23 protein-coding genes are annotated in these 14,940 nt (G+C 69.1%); 11 read left to right on the top strand and 12 right to left on the bottom strand.

Annotated features, from left to right (window positions below; all coding sequences use genetic code 11):
* The first annotated feature begins 103 nt into the window (after positions 1–103).
* Together C458_RS15430 and C458_RS15435 are read left to right on the top strand one after the other, a co-directional pair.
* The gene (locus tag C458_RS15430; protein WP_008577097.1) at positions 104–1,045 is read left to right on the top strand and encodes a VOC family protein; all 942 of its coding nucleotides are present in this window, start codon (positions 104–106) and stop codon (positions 1,043–1,045) included.
* 54 nt (positions 1,046–1,099) lie between these two features.
* A complete protein-coding gene (locus tag C458_RS15435; RefSeq protein ID WP_008577098.1) occupies positions 1,100–1,582 on the top strand; it encodes a YbhB/YbcL family Raf kinase inhibitor-like protein in 483 nt (160 codons plus the stop codon).
* 24 nt (positions 1,583–1,606) lie between these two features.
* On the opposite strand, the gene rtcA is transcribed toward C458_RS15435, so the two are convergent.
* The 3 genes from rtcA to C458_RS15450 form a co-directional block, all read right to left on the bottom strand.
* Positions 1,607–2,665: an RNA 3'-terminal phosphate cyclase gene (gene rtcA / locus C458_RS15440; protein WP_008577099.1), complete on the bottom strand. Its 1,059-nt coding sequence runs from the start codon at positions 2,663–2,665 to the stop codon at positions 1,607–1,609.
* Positions 2,666–3,115 carry a universal stress protein gene (locus tag C458_RS15445; RefSeq protein WP_008577100.1) on the bottom strand — a complete coding sequence of 150 codons (450 nt, stop codon included), beginning with the start codon at positions 3,113–3,115 and terminating at the stop codon, positions 2,666–2,668.
* 81 nt (positions 3,116–3,196) lie between these two features.
* A complete protein-coding gene (locus tag C458_RS15450; protein ID WP_004065304.1) occupies positions 3,197–3,718 on the bottom strand; it encodes an archaemetzincin family Zn-dependent metalloprotease in 522 nt (173 codons plus the stop codon).
* Positions 3,719–3,757: 39 nt separating this feature from the next.
* Here C458_RS15450 and C458_RS15455 point away from each other — a divergent pair, with 39 nt between their 5' ends.
* The 4 genes from C458_RS15455 to npdG all read left to right on the top strand — a co-directional run bounded on the left by C458_RS15455 (position 3,758) and on the right by npdG (position 6,057).
* Positions 3,758–4,189: a UPF0146 family protein gene (locus C458_RS15455; RefSeq protein ID WP_008578473.1), complete on the top strand. Its 432-nt coding sequence runs from the start codon at positions 3,758–3,760 to the stop codon at positions 4,187–4,189.
* Positions 4,190–4,241: 52 nt separating this feature from the next.
* The gene (locus tag C458_RS15460; RefSeq protein ID WP_008577103.1) at positions 4,242–5,096 is read left to right on the top strand and encodes a TIGR01548 family HAD-type hydrolase; all 855 of its coding nucleotides are present in this window, start codon (positions 4,242–4,244) and stop codon (positions 5,094–5,096) included.
* The gene (locus tag C458_RS15465; RefSeq protein WP_008577104.1) at positions 5,096–5,311 is read left to right on the top strand and encodes a hypothetical protein; all 216 of its coding nucleotides are present in this window, start codon (positions 5,096–5,098) and stop codon (positions 5,309–5,311) included. The genes C458_RS15460 and C458_RS15465 overlap by 1 nt, the downstream gene beginning before the upstream one ends.
* A 77-nt stretch (positions 5,312–5,388) precedes the next feature.
* On the top strand, positions 5,389–6,057 hold the full coding sequence (gene npdG, locus C458_RS15470) for an NADPH-dependent F420 reductase (protein WP_008577105.1): 669 nt from the start codon (positions 5,389–5,391) through the stop codon (positions 6,055–6,057).
* Positions 6,058–6,087: 30 nt separating this feature from the next.
* Here the strand turns inward: npdG and C458_RS15475 are convergent, their stop codons facing one another.
* From C458_RS15475 to C458_RS15490, 4 genes are all read right to left on the bottom strand, one after another.
* Positions 6,088–7,341 carry an MFS transporter gene (locus C458_RS15475; RefSeq protein ID WP_008577106.1) on the bottom strand — a complete coding sequence of 418 codons (1,254 nt, stop codon included), beginning with the start codon at positions 7,339–7,341 and terminating at the stop codon, positions 6,088–6,090.
* Positions 7,342–7,569: 228 nt separating this feature from the next.
* Positions 7,570–7,872, bottom strand: a complete 303-nt coding sequence (hisE, locus tag C458_RS15480; protein ID WP_004044489.1) for a phosphoribosyl-ATP diphosphatase — start codon at positions 7,870–7,872, stop codon at positions 7,570–7,572.
* Positions 7,873–7,950: 78 nt separating this feature from the next.
* Positions 7,951–8,559, bottom strand: coding sequence for a pyridoxal 5'-phosphate synthase glutaminase subunit PdxT (pdxT, locus tag C458_RS15485; protein ID WP_004044488.1), 609 nt, complete (start codon positions 8,557–8,559; stop codon positions 7,951–7,953).
* A 55-nt stretch (positions 8,560–8,614) separates the two neighbouring features.
* The gene (locus tag C458_RS15490) at positions 8,615–8,779 is read right to left on the bottom strand and encodes a preprotein translocase subunit Sec61beta (RefSeq protein WP_004044487.1); all 165 of its coding nucleotides are present in this window, start codon (positions 8,777–8,779) and stop codon (positions 8,615–8,617) included.
* A gap of 223 nt (positions 8,780–9,002) precedes the next feature.
* On the opposite strand from C458_RS15490, the gene trxA reads away from it, so the two are divergent.
* Positions 9,003–9,284 carry a thioredoxin gene (gene trxA / locus C458_RS15495; protein ID WP_394295201.1) on the top strand — a complete coding sequence of 94 codons (282 nt, stop codon included), beginning with the start codon at positions 9,003–9,005 and terminating at the stop codon, positions 9,282–9,284.
* A 113-nt stretch (positions 9,285–9,397) separates the two neighbouring features.
* On the top strand, positions 9,398–9,544 hold the full coding sequence (locus C458_RS15500) for a 50S ribosomal protein L40e (RefSeq protein ID WP_004044485.1): 147 nt from the start codon (positions 9,398–9,400) through the stop codon (positions 9,542–9,544).
* Between the two features lie 15 nt (positions 9,545–9,559).
* Here the strand turns inward: C458_RS15500 and C458_RS15505 are convergent, their stop codons facing one another.
* Both C458_RS15505 and C458_RS15510 read right to left on the bottom strand, forming a co-directional pair.
* Entirely contained in the window at positions 9,560–9,940 is a 381-nt protein-coding gene (locus tag C458_RS15505) for a hypothetical protein (RefSeq protein ID WP_008577108.1), read from the bottom strand.
* Position 9,941: 1 nt separating this feature from the next.
* Positions 9,942–10,568: an MBL fold metallo-hydrolase gene (locus tag C458_RS15510; RefSeq protein WP_008577109.1), complete on the bottom strand. Its 627-nt coding sequence runs from the start codon at positions 10,566–10,568 to the stop codon at positions 9,942–9,944.
* Positions 10,569–10,697: 129 nt separating this feature from the next.
* On the opposite strand from C458_RS15510, the gene C458_RS15515 reads away from it, so the two are divergent.
* From C458_RS15515 to C458_RS15525, 3 genes are read left to right on the top strand one after another with little or no spacing between them, the layout of a single operon-like run.
* A complete protein-coding gene (locus C458_RS15515; RefSeq protein WP_004044482.1) occupies positions 10,698–10,868 on the top strand; it encodes a DUF5786 family protein in 171 nt (56 codons plus the stop codon).
* Entirely contained in the window at positions 10,865–11,476 is a 612-nt protein-coding gene (locus tag C458_RS15520; protein WP_008577110.1) for a DUF99 family protein, read from the top strand. Before C458_RS15515 ends, C458_RS15520 begins: the two co-directional genes overlap by 4 nt.
* A 24-nt stretch (positions 11,477–11,500) precedes the next feature.
* A complete protein-coding gene (locus C458_RS15525; protein WP_008577113.1) occupies positions 11,501–12,097 on the top strand; it encodes a uracil-DNA glycosylase family protein in 597 nt (198 codons plus the stop codon).
* Between the two features lie 132 nt (positions 12,098–12,229).
* Here C458_RS15525 and phnE read toward each other — a convergent pair whose 3' ends face one another.
* The 3 genes from phnE to C458_RS15540 form a co-directional block, all read right to left on the bottom strand.
* Positions 12,230–13,195, bottom strand: coding sequence for a phosphonate ABC transporter, permease protein PhnE (gene phnE / locus C458_RS15530; RefSeq protein ID WP_008577116.1), 966 nt, complete (start codon positions 13,193–13,195; stop codon positions 12,230–12,232).
* Entirely contained in the window at positions 13,192–13,989 is a 798-nt protein-coding gene (gene phnC / locus C458_RS15535; protein WP_008577119.1) for a phosphonate ABC transporter ATP-binding protein, read from the bottom strand. The genes phnE and phnC overlap by 4 nt, the downstream gene beginning before the upstream one ends.
* A gap of 93 nt (positions 13,990–14,082) precedes the next feature.
* A complete protein-coding gene (locus C458_RS15540; protein ID WP_008577120.1) occupies positions 14,083–14,940 on the bottom strand; it encodes a PhnD/SsuA/transferrin family substrate-binding protein in 858 nt (285 codons plus the stop codon).

The raw sequence follows: 14,940 nt of genomic DNA on the forward strand, positions 1-14,940 counted from the left end.
CCGTTTCTCCGTTCTTCGCTCCCTCCCCCCGGTTACACGCCGCGCCGCGAGTGACTCCGATGTTACTGCGGGCGTTTTCACGGCCACGCTCGAAGAGGTGGGTATGACGAACGATTCCCCATCCGACGGCTCGCTCACGGACGACACCCACCTCGGCCGGGTCGCGCTCCGCGTCGGCTCGCTCGACCGCGTCCTCCCGTTCTACCGCGACGTGGTCGGCCTCGCTGTCGAACGCGACCGCGACGGGTCGCGGGCGGTGCTCTCGGCCGGCGAGACGCCTGTCGTCGTCCTCGACGAGGACTCCGACGCCCCGGAGCGCGGTCGCCGGGAGGCCGGGCTGTTCCACCTCGCGGTTCGCGTGCCCGACCGCGGCGCGCTCGGTGACGTGCTCGCCCGCGCCCGAACCCGCGCCAGCGACACGGGTGCGACCCTCTCCGGCGCGTCCGACCACCTCGTCAGCGAGGCGCTGTACTTCCGCGACCCGGAGGGCAACGGCGTCGAAGTCTACCGCGACCGCCCGCGCGAGGAGTGGCCGTGGACCGACGACCGCCGGGTGTCGATGGACACGCTCTCGTTGGACCTCGGGGCGCTCGCCGCCGACGCCGCCGGCGACGAGCGCGCGCCCGCCGGCACCGACCTCGGCCACGTCCACCTCGAAGCCACCGACGTGGCCCGGTCGCGGGAGTTCTACGTCGACGCGCTCGGGATGCGCGTCCGCGACGAGGGTTACCCCGGCGCGGCGTTCGTCGCCGCCGGCGAGTACCACCACCACGTCGGCCTGAACAGCTGGAACACCCGAAGCGCCCCGGCCGGCGAAAGCCGCGGCATCGAATGGTTCGAAGTCGTCGTCCCCGACGCCGCGACGCTCGACGCGGTCCGCGAGTCGCTGGTCGGCGCCGGCCACGAGGTCGAACGGGACGGGTCCGACGAGCCCGGGTCCGGCGACGGCGACGCGACTGACGCGGCCGACGGGTCCACCGCGACCGAGTCGCTCGTCGTCTCCGACCCCGACGGAATCGGCGTTCGCGTCGTTCGCAACCGCTGACGCGTCGGGTTTCCCGAACGAGTAATTTTGTCGCTGGTCGCCCAACGAGAGGGTATGATATCGAGCGATTCGAGCGAGCGCCGCCGCGGGCTCACCCTCCGCAGCCCGGCGTTCGACGACGGAAGCCCGATACCCCGCACCCACGGCTACGCGACCGAAAACGAGAGCCCGCCGCTCCGAATCGGCGGCGTGCCCCCCGGGACCGCCTCGCTCGCCCTCGTGATGGACGACCCCGACGCGGTGAAACCCGCGGGCGAGGTGTGGGACCACTGGCTGGTCTGGAACATCGACCCCGACATCGAGGCCATCGAGGCGGGCGAGACGCCGCCGGGCGCGGTCGAGGGGACTAACAGCTACGGCGAGACGGGCTACGGCGGCCCGAACCCGCCGGACGGCGAGCACACCTATCGGTTCCTGCTGTACGCGCTCGACACCTCCCTCGACCTCGACGCCGGTGCGACGAAAGCCGACCTGAAACGCGCCATCGCGGGACACGTCACCGCCGAGACGCAACTGACCGGAAAATACGCGCCCTGAAACGGCCGAAAACGGGTCTCCCGGTCACCGGCCGCCGTCGGACTCCACGACCGCACCGTCGCTGTCGTCGCCCGCCTGAAGCGTCACGTCGTAGCCGAAGGCTCGAATCACGTCGAGGTTCGTCCGCACATGGTCCGTGACGGCGGGAATTCGCACGCGACCCCCGGCGAGCGCGACCCAGACGAGCAGCTGGTCGGCCATGTGACGGTCCACGGGCGCGTCGCCGCCGAGCCAGTCGAGAAACGACGCGGCCGCCTGCGACCCGACCGCCTCGGCCGGCGTGCCGCGCTCGCCGGAGGCATCGAAGCCGGCGACGACCGACTCGGAGCCGTCGCCGGCGCTCTCGTCATCCTCTCCCCGCGCGACGACGACCACGACCGACCCGGGCGAGTCGCTTTCGACCGACGAGACCGCGGCGCGAACCGGGAGTTCGACGCCCGCCTCGGCGAGCGCGTCGCGGACGCCCTCGACCTGTCGGTCGGCCACCGCGGCGTCCGCGAGCGAGTCGCTTTCGACCGAGTAGACCCGGAGTTCGTCGGGGTCCGCGCGGCGAGTCCGTTGGAAGGGGACCGGCTCGGCCGGCTCGATGCGGAGCGAAAGCGTGCCGCCGCCGGCCGGGTAGAAGCCGCGGCGAGGCACCGAGACGCCGAACTCGACGCCGAACGCCGAACACAGCGGGCGCTTCACGTACCGGAGATAGTCGGCCGGCGGCGACCACCGAACGTCGGTGCCGCCGGTGACAGCGAGCGAAATCGGGTCGTCGAGGGCGACGGCCGCCGGGAGGAGCGTCTCGCAGACGAGCGTCGCACTCCCGGCGGTGCCGACGGCGACCTCGACCGGGTCGGCTCGCACGTCGCCGGGCGAAAAGCGGAGCGTCGAGGAGCCGACCTCGCCGCCGTCGACCGCGGCGTTCGAGACGGCCGCCGCGACCGAGACGCAGGCGACGTGCTGGGCCTTCAGCCCGGGCGTCGAGCGGTTCCCGCGGACGTTCGTCATCTCGAACGATTCGCCGGTGACGAGCGAGAGCGCGAGGGCGGTCCGAAGGGGTTGGCCGCCGCCGTTTCGGCCGTCGAGTCGTCGCATTCAGCGGACGACGGTGACGGGGCAGGACGCCCGTTCGACGAGTTCCTTGGCGACGCTGCCGACCAGTCCCTCGTAGCGCTTCGAGAGGCCGCGGTGGCCGACGAAGATGCCGTCCGCGTCCGCCTCGTCGGCGTAGGCCGGAATCGCCTCGACGGGGTCGCCGTAGAGGAGCTCCGTGGCCGCGTCGACGCCGGCGTCGGCGGCGCGTTCGGCGGCCGCGTTGAGGACGCGTTCGGCGCGCGATTCCGCGTCTTCGAGGCTCTCGGCGACGATACGGTCGCCGGTCCCCGCGACGCCCGCGACCGGCTCCTCGCCGCCTTCGACGAGGACCTGCGGTTCGACCGCGTGGACGACTGTGACCGTCGCACCCAGCGGTTCGAGCATGGCGAGCGCGTGGTCGAGCGCTCTGTCGGCGGCCGCAGACCCGTCTACTGCAACGACGAAGTTCATACCTGAATACAGGTGTCGAGACGAGAAAAAGGGTGAGTCGAGACGGAACGAGACGAGACGGGCGGGACTCGCGTTCGGGCGCTAGTGGACGAGCCGACTGCAAGTGCCACAGAGGTTCTCTTCTTTCACGTCGACCTCTCGGACCGTCGGCGAGAAGGACATGACGCACTTGTTGTTGTCGCAGTGTTCGAGGCCGAGGGTGTGGCCGATTTCGTGGACGACCTCTTTTCGCACGCGGTCGGACAGCACCTCTTCGGCGGGTTTGTTCGTGATGCCGCCGTCGCTGGAGGTTTGGAGACGGTACGTGGAGATGACGGAGCCGTTGCCGTTGAGGTACGCGAGGCCGAAGACGTAGTTTCGGCGGCGGTAGTAGAGGTCTTTTTCGGTGATGCCGATGTTCTTCTCGCCGCGCCCGATGCGGCTCGCCAGCTCGATGAACTGCTCGGCCCGGTACTGGTTTCGGCTCCGGTCGAACGCGCCCTCGGGTATCGCCTGATTCGATTGCACGGTCACGTCGCAGTCGTAGACGGAGCGGAGTCCGGCGGATGCCTCCCGCTTGACGGCCGCAGAAATATCCCCGATAGGCACGATATCGACGAGCATGCGAGGGATTAAGCGGGGACGCTTCATAAATATCCCGACGTGAAAAAATCGCTGCGCGACGCGCTCGTCGGACGGTTGTCGGGGTACGACCGCGCGGTCGAAGTCGGGGTCGGCCGGGAGCCGTCGGTGGCGGCCGCCCTCGCCGCCCGCGGGGTCGACGTGGTCGCCGTCGACGTGCACGACTTCACCGTCCCCGACGGCGTCTCGTTCGTCCGCGACGACGTGTTCGCCCGCGCCGACGCCGCCGACCTCGGCCCCTACGCCGCCGCCGAGGTCGTCTACGCGCTGAACGTCCCCGTCGAACTCCACCGCCCCGCCGCGGAGGTCGCCCGCCGCGCCGACGCCGACTTCCTGTTCACCACGCTCGGCTACGACGAGCCCTCGATTCCGGTCGCCCGCGAGTCGCTGCCGGGCGACACCCTGTACGCCGCCGAGCGCGGACGGCGGGACCAGCGCGCCCGGTGGGACTAGCTCGCCCGGTCCCAAGAGTAAGGCACTTGCCCGCTCGTCGCGGGCTTCCGGTATGCACGCGGACGCTGTCGTCCTCGATATCGACGGAGTGCTCGTCGACGTCGCCGACTCCTACCGGCGCGCCATCGTCGAATCCGTGGACCGACACTACGGCACGACCATCTCCCGCGATGAGGTCCAGCTGTTCAAGGACGCCGGCGGCTTCAACAACGACTGGGAACTCACCTACGCGGCGGCGCTGTCCGTCCTCGCCGCCCGCGAGACCGACCTGTCGGTCGCCGCGTTCACCGACGAAATCGAGGCCCGCGGCGGCGGCCTCGACGCCGCCGAGGCGGCCGTCGAAGCCCTGCTTTCGGAGCCGAGCGTCGTCTTCGACGAGTGGAACCCCGAGGCGCTCCGCGAGACGTTTCAGGCGCTCTACCTCGGGAGCGACCGCTACCGCGACCTCGAAGGCGGCGAGCCGCCGTTCGAGGCCGCCGGCTACATCCACGACGAACCCGTGCTCCTCCGCCCGGAGACGCTCGACGCCTTCGGCGACCGCGAACTCGGCGTCGTCACGGGTCGCCCCGCCGCCGAGGCCGACATCGCGCTCGACCGCGTCGCCCTCGACGTGGCCGACGACCACCGATTCACGATGGACGACTGGGAGGAGGGCAAGCCCCACCCCGCCGCGCTCGTAACGGTCGCGGAGCGCCTCGGAGCCGACTCGGTCGTCTTCGTCGGCGACACCCTCGACGACGTGAAGACGGCGCTGAACGCCGACGCCGCCGACCCCGAGCGCGTCTACTACGGCGTCGGCGTCCTCTCGGGCGGCCTGACCGGCGACGACGGCCGACAGAAGTTCTCCGAAATCGGCGCGGCCGCCGTCGTCGAGGACGTGAACGAGGTTCCGGACCTGCTCGACTGATGGGACACCTCCGCGCCTTCGTCGTCACACTGCTCGCGCTCGACGCGCTCGTGGTCGTCGTCGGGACGTACCTCCTGCCGCCGGACCCGTTCACGCAGTTGTTCCTCGTCGGCCCGCTCCTGCTTTTGGCCCCGGTGGTCGCGTGGTGGCTCGTCTACCGCGACGGCTTCGAGCGGGTGCAGGCGCTCTTCGAGTCCGACGACGAACGCCCGTAGCTCCGCCCGCTCCCGAACACAGGCAGAACCGACCGGTCGCACAACCCTTTAGGTCGGTTCGGTCCGCAGGTGTGAGTATGCGAATCGCACTCCTCGGTGGGACCGGCGACATCGGCGAGGGCCTCGCCCTCCGCTGGGCCTACCACACCGACCACGAGGTCATCATCGGGTCGCGCGACCCCGACAAGGCCCGCGCGAAGGCCGACGAGTACGAGACCGAACTCTCCAGCCGCGGCCGGGACGTGAAGGTAAACGGCTTCACGAACGAGATGGCCGCGGACCGCGCCTCCGTGGTCGTCCTCGCCGTGCCGCCGTACCACGTCTCCGACACCGTCGAGGCCGTTTCCGACTCTCTGTCCGAGGGCGACGTGCTCGTTACGCCCGCGGCGGGCATGAAGCGCGACGATGACGGCTTCCACTATCACCCGCCGAAGGCCGGGAGCGTGACGGCGCTCGTCGCCGACGCGGCCCCCGACGACGTGCCGGTCGTCGGCGCGTTCCACAACCTCGCGGCCGGCCGACTGGCCGACCTCGACGCCGACCTCGGCATCGACACGCTCCTCGTCGCCGACGACGAGGACGCCAAAGAGACGGTGCGCCTGCTCGCCGAGGGCATCGACGGCCTCCGCGCGCTCGACGGCGGCGGCCTCGCCAACGCCCCCGAAATCGAGGGCATCACCCCGCTTCTCATCAACGTCGCACAGAACAACGACGGCCTGCACGACCTCGGCATCCGGTTCAAGTAGCGCCGTCCGACCCGCGTCCGAATCCCGTTTTCACGACAGTCCCGACCGCGGCAGCGTCGCGGCCTCCCCGTAGAGCGTCCGCGCCACGAGCAGTCCGACCACGACGACGAGCGCGACGCAGGCGAGGTACTCGACGCGGAAGCCGACCACCTCGGCCAGCGGGACGGCCACGAGCGGGCCGAGCGTCGACCCCGAGTCGCCGAAGACGTTGTAGACGCCGCCGAGTTTGCCCACGTCGTCGGCCGGGCTGAGGTCGCCGAGGTAGGCCAACAGCGGCGGGTTCGACCCGCCGACGCCGACGCCGATGAGCGCCACGCCCGCGAGCGTCGAGGGGAGCGTCGCCACGAGCGCCAGCAGGGCGAACCCGGCCGCGAGGACGGCCAGCGCGGGGAGCGTCAGCGCCGCGCGGTTCGACAGGCGGTCGGAGTACCGACCGACGGCGAGCGTCGTGACGCTCGACGCGACGACGCCGACGGCCATCACGACGCCGCTGACGCCGGCCCCCGACAGCCCGCCGAGCGAGATGTCGTTCGCCGTCGCGTACAGCACGGCCGTCGAGAGGAGGACGCCCGAAAACAGGAATCGGACGGCGAAGTTGACGGTGCCGACGGTGAAGATGCGGATGTCGGCGCTGACAAGCCGCGGCACCTCGCGGAGCGAACTCGCCGCCGTCACGTCGGTTTTCACGTCCGGGAGGACGGAGATGGCGACGAGGGCGGCGAACAGCCCCGCGCACCCCGCGACGGCGAACGCGGTGGCGTAGCCGAACGCGTCGGTGACGAGGCCGCCGACGACGAGGCCCGCGGGGAAGCCGAGGCTCTGCCCGCCGCGCATGTAGCCGACCCACTTCCCGCGGTTTCCGTCCGAGGTGACGTGGGTGATGGTGCTGAACGCGCCGACGAAGACGAACGCCGAGCCGACGCCCCAGCAGGCCCGCGACAGGAGGAAGACGGTCGCGCTGTCGAGCGGAATCGGCCCGGGGTTCAGCCCGAGGACGTAGCCGAACGGCGACAGCCCCTGCACGACGAAGCCGGCTATCATCGGCCGGCGCGTCCCCATCCGGTCGAGTATCTGCCCGGCGGGCGTGTTCACGACCAGCCGGGTGAACCGGTTGGCCGAGAGGATGAGACCGACCACGAACGGCGTGATGCCGATGATGGGGCCGAGCGTCGGGAGCGTCGGGAAGGCGACGCCCGCGCCGACGCCGCCGAAGAAGACGCCCGCGATGAGGCTGCCCGCGACGAACTCGACTGACGGCTCGTCGCCGCCGAACAGCCGACTCACGCCGCCGACCCTCGGGAGGCGGACGCGGCGCGGTGGGGTGTGGGGTGCGCGGGAGCGGACTGGGAGTCGCGGGTTCGAGGGGCGTGCATCGAGAGGGTGCGCTATCGTAAACGCACGCTCTTGGTGCTTTGCAATCGGGCCGTCTCGTCCGGGAACTGCGGGCGTCGGCGCGGCGAGCGACTACCGGCGTCGTCGTCGCGGTCGCGGTCGCGGTCGTGGGACCCCGTCTCAGAAGCGGGCTTTCAGCTCGTCGCGCAGGTCGTCGAGCGAGGCGTCTTTCATCGACAGCAGGACGAGCAGGTGGTAGACGAGGTCGGCGCTCTCGTAGAGCAGTTCCTCGCCGTCGTCGTCCTTGGCCGCGAGGATGGTCTCCGTCGTCTCCTCGCCGAGCTTTTCGAGGACGTAGTTCTCGCCTTTCTCGTGGGTGAAAAGCGTCGTCGTGTAGGAGTCTTCGGGGAGGTCGGCTTTGCGCGACTCGATGGTCGCAAAGAGTTCGTCCAAGACCTCGTCGGTCGGGGTGTCGGCGTCCATGGTCGCACGACGGGCGGGCGCGGAAAAAGACCCTCTGGTTCCGGCGAGCGGCCGTCACTCAGCCAGTTAGCCGGCCGCTCAGGCGTCGATTTCGACCGCCAGTTCGTCGAAGAACGCGAGGTCGTGGAGGCGGCTGTCGGGCGTCAACTCGGGGTGGAACGACGTGCCGACGACGGGGCCGTCGCGGACGGCGACGGGGTTGCCGTCCCACTCGGCGAGCACCTCGACGCCCTCGCCGACCTCGTCGATGAGGGGCGCGCGGATGAACACCGCGGGGAACGGCGAGTCGAGACCGGCCACGTCCAGCGGGGCCTCGAAGCTGTCGACCTGCCGGCCGAAGGCGTTGCGGTCGACCGTCGCGTCGAGGAGGTCGAGCGTCGTCACGCGGTCGTCCTTGGCGTCGCGGGAGGCGACGATGAGGCCGGCACAAGTGGCGAGGACGGGCTTTTCAGCCTCGACGTGGGCGCGAATCTCGTCGGCGATGCCCTCGCGTTCGAGGAGTCTGGAGATGGTTGTCGACTCCCCGCCCGGCATGAGTAACACGTCGCAGTCGGGGACGAGGCCGTCGCTTCGAATCTCGACGATTTCGGCGTCGACGCCGTGGGCCTCGGCGGCCCGCTCGACGGCGTCGGCGTGTTCGGACACGTCGCCTTGCACGGCGACGACACCGGCGCGTAGCGTGGTCATAGACGGGTCTCGGGAAGCCGTGGACAAAAAGCGTCCGTTCGGCGGTCGGCGCGGTTCAGAACGCGAGCGAGTTCAGCACCAGCACGCCGATGCCGAACAGCGCCCCCGCGGCGAAGATGGTCTTGGGGTTGACTCGAATCGCGTTGCGGTCCTCCGCGTCGAAGTAGCGGACGAGGCCCGCACTCGACATCAGACCGCCGCTGTTCTGGCCCTTGCTCATGTTCCATCGTCCGTGCGTCCGCCGCCTAAACGTTTCGGCTCACTCCGGTCCCGGGGGTCGCCCGGCCGGAACGCCTCCCGACTTGCCGGCGAGTCCGCTCGGCTTGCGAGTCGGCTGACGGCCGTCTCGACGCTCAGACGGCTGGAATTCGACTGAACTGGACGGGCGCACAACCGGAGAGCCGCGGGTCCATGAGTAATCCTTATGCGCCGGGGCGGGCAAGTTGCGTCGGGATACGATGACTGTTCGACTCTTGGACTTCTACGCGGACTGGTGCGGCCCTTGTAAGACGCAGGACCCGATTCTCGACGAGCTCGAAGGCGACTACGAGACCGTCGAGTTCGTCAAGGTCGACGTCGACGAGGAGCAGGACGTGGCCAACCAGTATCAGGTTCGCTCGCTTCCGACGCTCATCGTCGAGAACGACGACGGCATCGTCGACCGCTTCGTCGGTGTCACCCAGCGCGACGACATCGAATCGGCGCTGAGCCAGGCCGGCGCGTAAGCGCGCCGCGGACCGCCGCGTTTTCCGACCCATCCGGACGACCGCCGAGCGCGCCGCGAGCGCCGGCGGTGTGTCTCGCAAGCGTTATACGACCGGCGGCGGGACTCGTATGCATGGCTAGTGACGCTGCGACGAAGCGGACGCTCGAGAAGCAGATTTGCATGCGGTGCAACGCGCGCAACCCCCAGAAGGCAAAGCAGTGCCGCAAGTGCGGCTACAAGCACCTTCGACCCAAGTCGAAGGAACGCCGCGCCGCGTAAGCCCGCACGCTTCTCTCAGGCGTCTCGCCGATACAGCGCGAACAGCACCCCGAGCAGCGCAAGCTGGACGAGTTTGTCCGCGACGCCGCCGATGCCGAAGATATTCGGCCAGTTCAGCGCGACGTAGAGGACGACCTGCCCGGCGGTGAAGGGGATACCGAGCAACACCACCCGCGAGCGGCGGCGCTCGTCGCCGCGGAGGACGCCGACGATACCGGCCGCGAACCCCGCGGCGGCCCCGACGAACGCGATGCCGAGCGGGTCGGCGGGGTTCGCGGCCAGCGCGCCCGCGCCGAGGACGAGGTGAATCGCGCCGGTCACGGCCGCGAGGGCGACGCCGACGTAGTGCAGTCGCGTCAGGTCGTCGCTCGGCTCCGTGACCGCGTCGGTCGCCATCTCAGGCCTCCGGGTACTTCGGCTCGCGCCGCTCCGCGCGTTCGATTGCGCGTTCGAGCGCGTCGCGGACGGTGTCGCCGCCGGCCTCGTTCTCGAAGGGGTCGCCGTGGCCGGCGTACAGCGCCTCGACGGTCGAGGGAAGGCGGTCGAGGAGCGTGTGCAGGCTGCTGATGAGGCGCTCGCGGGACTGCCCCGGCATGTCGGTGCGGCCGAAACTGCCGTCGTCGAACGCGCCGTCGTTGTAGACGAACACGTCGCCCGAAAACAGCGACCGCCCGCTCACGAGCGAGACGTGGTCGTCGGCGTGGCCCGGCGTGTAGACCACTTCGAACGACTCGTCGCCCATCGCGACGTGGTCGCCGTCTCCGAGCTCGTGGGTCCGAAGCGGGTGGTCGGCGTAGGCGTACACGTCGGGGTCGAACCGCTCGACCACCGCGCCGAGTTCGCCGACGTGGTCGGAGTGCTGGTGGGTGACGACCACCGCGTCGAGGTCGTCGGTGTGTTCTGCGACGACGTCTTCGACGCCCGACATCGTCCCGGCGTCGACGAGGACGGTTCGCCCGCCGAGGACGAGGTAGGCGTTGCAGGTGAAGGTCTCGGCGTCGGCGGTGACTGGGATGACTTCCATACCGCCGCGTACGCGCTCGACCGGAAAAAATCGGGCGGGTGAGGCGTCACCTCGCCGCGTGAATCGCCCCCGGACATCGGGCTCACGCGACAAATCCTTTTTGGGGCTCGGTCGTGTACGTACGTCTGTATGGGATTTGGGAGCTACGACGAGTCCGAACAAGGAGACCAGAACGTCGACTTCGACGAGGAAGACGGCGTCACGACGAGTGAGGAGAAACACGAGGGCGAGGTCGATTTCGAAATCGGCGCGTCCAACGACGAACTCCTCGACCGGCTCCAGGAGATTAAAGACGAGTGAAGTCGGGGTCCCGCGCCCTCGGGGTCGCGGAATCCTACTCCGGGGCGGCGCGCGCACCCACGGACGACGCTGACGACGCTCATTTTTCCACAGACCCGTCTCCGGAGAGCGTCCTCTGCGGCGCGGTCGTCCGCGCCGACCGGGTCGTCGACGGCCTCGCCTTCGAGACGTGCACCGTCGGCGGCGACGACGCGACCGACGCCGTCGCGGCGCTGTACTCCTCGCTCGACCGCGAGGACGTACGTTACCTGCTCGTCTCCGGCATCGCTCCCGCGTGGTTCAACCTCGTCGACATCGACCGCCTCGCCGCCGACCTCGACCGCCCGGTGCTCTCTGTCTCTTTCGAGGAGAGCGAGGGACTCGAACCCGCGCTCTCGGCGCACTTCTCGGGCGCGGCGCTCGACCGGCGACTCGACACCTACCGCGCAGCTCCGCCCCGCCGACCCGTCGAGGTGAACGGGGAGACGGTGTTCGTCCGGGCCGCCGGCTGCGACGGCGACGAGGTCGCGCAAGTCGTCCGCGGCTTTACCCCGACCGGCGGCCGCCCCGAGCCGATTCGCGTGGCACGGATGGCGGCCCGCGCCGCGCGACGCTTCGCCGGGGATTAAGCCGTCCCCGCCCTCGAACCGAGTATGGAACACATGGAGGGCCGCTGCGTGACGGGCTGTGAGCGATGCCCCGAACTCGTCGACTCGCGGAGTCGCATCGTCAACGGGGTCGGCCCCGACGACGCCGACCTGCTCTTCCTCGGTGAAGCACCGGGCGCGAAGGAAGACGAGGGCGGCGAGCCGTTCGTGGGTCGCTCCGGCTCCGTGTTGGACGACGCGCTCCGCGAGGCCGGCCTCGCCCGCGCCGACGTTCGCATCACCAACTGCGTGCGGTGCCGACCGCCGGACAACCGCGACCCGACGAGCGACGAACTGTCGAACTGCCGGGGCTACCTCGCCCGCGAACTCGAACTCGTCGACCCCGAGCTAATCGTCACCCTCGGAAAGGTCCCCTCGCAACACCTGCTCGACCGCGGCGTCGCCATCACCAAGGAGTCCGGGTCGGTCGTGGACGCCCGCGTCGGCGACGCCTCCTACCGCGTCCTCCTCTCTGTTCATCCGGCGGCGACGCTGTACGACCGGAGCCAACGCGAGGGCTTCTTCGAGACCATCGCGCGCGCCGCCGACCTCTCGGGGCTCGCGGACTCCGCGGACGGACAGGCCAGTCTCGGTGACTTCTGAGCGCGGCGCGGGCGGCCGGCGAGGAGGCGAGACGCGACCTAGTGAGTCGGCGGCGACGACATGGGCGACGCTGTGAGACGCGGGGAAGCGATAAAAACCGAACCGCGGGTGCGTCACCGAGCGGGCGGACGCCTACTCCCAGACGGAGCGGGCCATCCGCTGCGGGAACTCGACGATGAGTTTGAGCAGGCTCGTCCCTTCCTCGTTGCCGCGGATGTACGACCGGACCCGCTGGCTCACGAACTCGACGGAGACGACGAGCATGAAGATGACGAGAATCGTCGCCATCATGTTCGTGTACCGGAACAGACCGCGTTGGGTCTGAAGCACCTGTCCGAGGCCGCCGCCGCCGATGAGTCCCATCGTGACACCGATGCGGACGTTGATTTCGAGGATGTACATCGTCCACGCGATGAAGGGCGTAAAGACCTGCGAGAGCATCCCGAAGACGACCTTCTGGGGGCTGTTCGCGCCGGTCGACTCGATGGCCTCTATCGGGCCGTCCTCGACTTCCTCGAGGGCGTCCGTGAACAGGCGACCGAGGTTCCCCATCGTGTCGGTCCCGATGGCGAGCGTCGCCGTGAACGGCGAGACGCCGCCGAGGGGGATGTAGATGAGCGCCCACACCAGCGCCGGGATGGCGCGGATGACGCTCATCGTCCCGCGGAAGATGAAGTTAAACGGGTACGGCGTCACGCGCTCGGAGCCGAGGACGCCGAGGATGAGCGCGCCGGGGATGCCGAGGACCGTCCCGGCAAAGCCCATCGCGAACGTGACGAACACCGCGCCGAGGACGGGGTTGCCGTCCTGGAACTGGAGGAGGAGGTTCCGTTCTTGGATGAACGCCCAGTACTGGCTGACGTCGACGAAGGGGATGACGCCGAACAGCGTCCCCGGCGGGAAGAAGTCGCCCAGCGCGTCGGTGAACTCCGGCCAGTACTCGACGATTTCGCCGATGGAAAAGCCGACCTCGCTCAGCGCGTTCGTGAAGAACCACGCGAAGAGGACGAGGACGACGATTGAAAACAGCAGTCTGACTCGCTTTGCAATCTGGATGTTCCGCAGCGCGTCCTCGATTCGGTCGGTATCAGTACTCATGTGACCTCGCCTCCGCTTGTGGCGGCCGCGTTGTTTTCGGGCGGCTCGTCGGCCTGTTCTTCGCGGATGGCCTCCGTCTCGATGTCGCCGTAGATGCGGTCGATAACGTCGACGTTGAAGTCCTCGCGGTAGCCGTCGAAGACGATTTGTCCGTCTTTCATTCCGATGAACCGCTCGCCGAACTCGCGGGCGATGTTGACCTGATGGAGGCTCGCGATGGTCGTCAAGTCGCGCTCGTCGGCCGCGTCGCGGATGTACCGCATCACCGTCTCCGCGCTCGCGGGGTCCAGGCTCGCGACGGGTTCGTCCGCGAGCAGGAGGTTCGGGTTCTGGACCAGCGCGCGGGCAATGCCGACGCGCTGTTGCTGCCCGCCGCTCATCTTCCCGGCGCGCTGGTTGGCCTCGTCGAGCAGTCCGACGGTTTCGAGCGCGCGGAGCGCCTCCTGCTTGTCGTCGCCGTCGTACATGCCGAGCAGGCTGCCGAGGAACGATGTCCGGCCGAGCGCCCCGGTGAGCGCGTTGCTGTACGCGCTCATCTGTCCGAGGATGTAGTGTTGCTGAAATATCATTGCCACGTCGTTTCGAGGCCCCATCACGTTCGCGTCGTCGATGGTAATCGACCCGCTCGTCGGGCGGGTGATTCCGTTGAGACAGCGGAGGAGGGTCGACTTCCCCGCCCCCGATTGCCCGAGGACGACGACGAACTCGCCGTCCGGGATAGTAAACGAGACGTCGTCGAGGGCCGTGACATCTCCGTAGGATTTGCTGAGGTTCGTTACTTCAATCGTACTCATTATCGTGTCTGTCGCGTCGCGTAGTTCGCGTGCGGTCGAGCCGTTCGTCGGCTATCGACCGCACGGCACGGGAACAAAACCGGGGGGTCGCGCTTACTGACCGAGCGTGACGCCGAGTTCGTCGAGGACTTCCTGCACGGGTGCGTAGTCGTCGACGGAGCCCTGGTCGACCCCGGTAAACCAGAGCTGTTGGTCGTCTTCGAGGTCCTCGTTGATGAGGTCGTCTTCGGTCACGTTGAGCAGCGCCTCTTCGATGTCGTCGTACAGCCCCTGGTCCATGTCGGTGCGGCCGAGAATCGGGGCACGCGGGATGGGGTCGGAACACGACAGCAGTTGCAGTTCGGGCGACGCCGTTCCGAGGTCGCCGTCGTTTTCGGCGGACATATCGAGGAACTGGTCGGGGAACTGGTCTTCCGGAACGTGCGGGGCCGTCGAGAACGCGCCCGTGCCGGCGGCGACGACGTCGTCGCGGTTGATGAGCGTCTCGCGGGCCGTCGAGTGGTCGGAGAACTGCGCCTCGAAGTCCACCGGGTTGCCGTCGGGCGCGCCGCCCGTGTCGAGTCCGGCTCGGCTCAGCATGGACAGCGGGAACAGCGCCCCGCTCGTCGAGAGGCGGTCAGCGAACGCGACCGTCTCGCCTTCGAGGTCGGTCAGCTCTTCGATGTCGCTGTCGGGCGTCGTCGTGATGAGAGAGAAGTATCGCGAGGCCCCGTAGGCGATGCGGATGCCGATGACCTCGGTGATGCCCTCGTTCCCGCCCTGAATAGCGATTGCGGGGGCGGCGTCGGCGATGTCGGCCTGCCCGCTGTCGAGCGCCTGTAACACCGCCGCGTAGTCGGCCGCCACGGTGGATTCGACCGTGACGCCGACCTCGGACTCGATGTAGTTGAAAAGCGGCTGATACTGCGCTTCCACGTCCACGTCCGACTCGGCGGGCGTGAGCGCGAACAT

It is taken from the genome of Haloferax sp. ATCC BAA-644 (assembly GCF_000336975.1).
Lineage (GTDB): Archaea > Halobacteriota > Halobacteria > Halobacteriales > Haloferacaceae > Haloferax > Haloferax volcanii.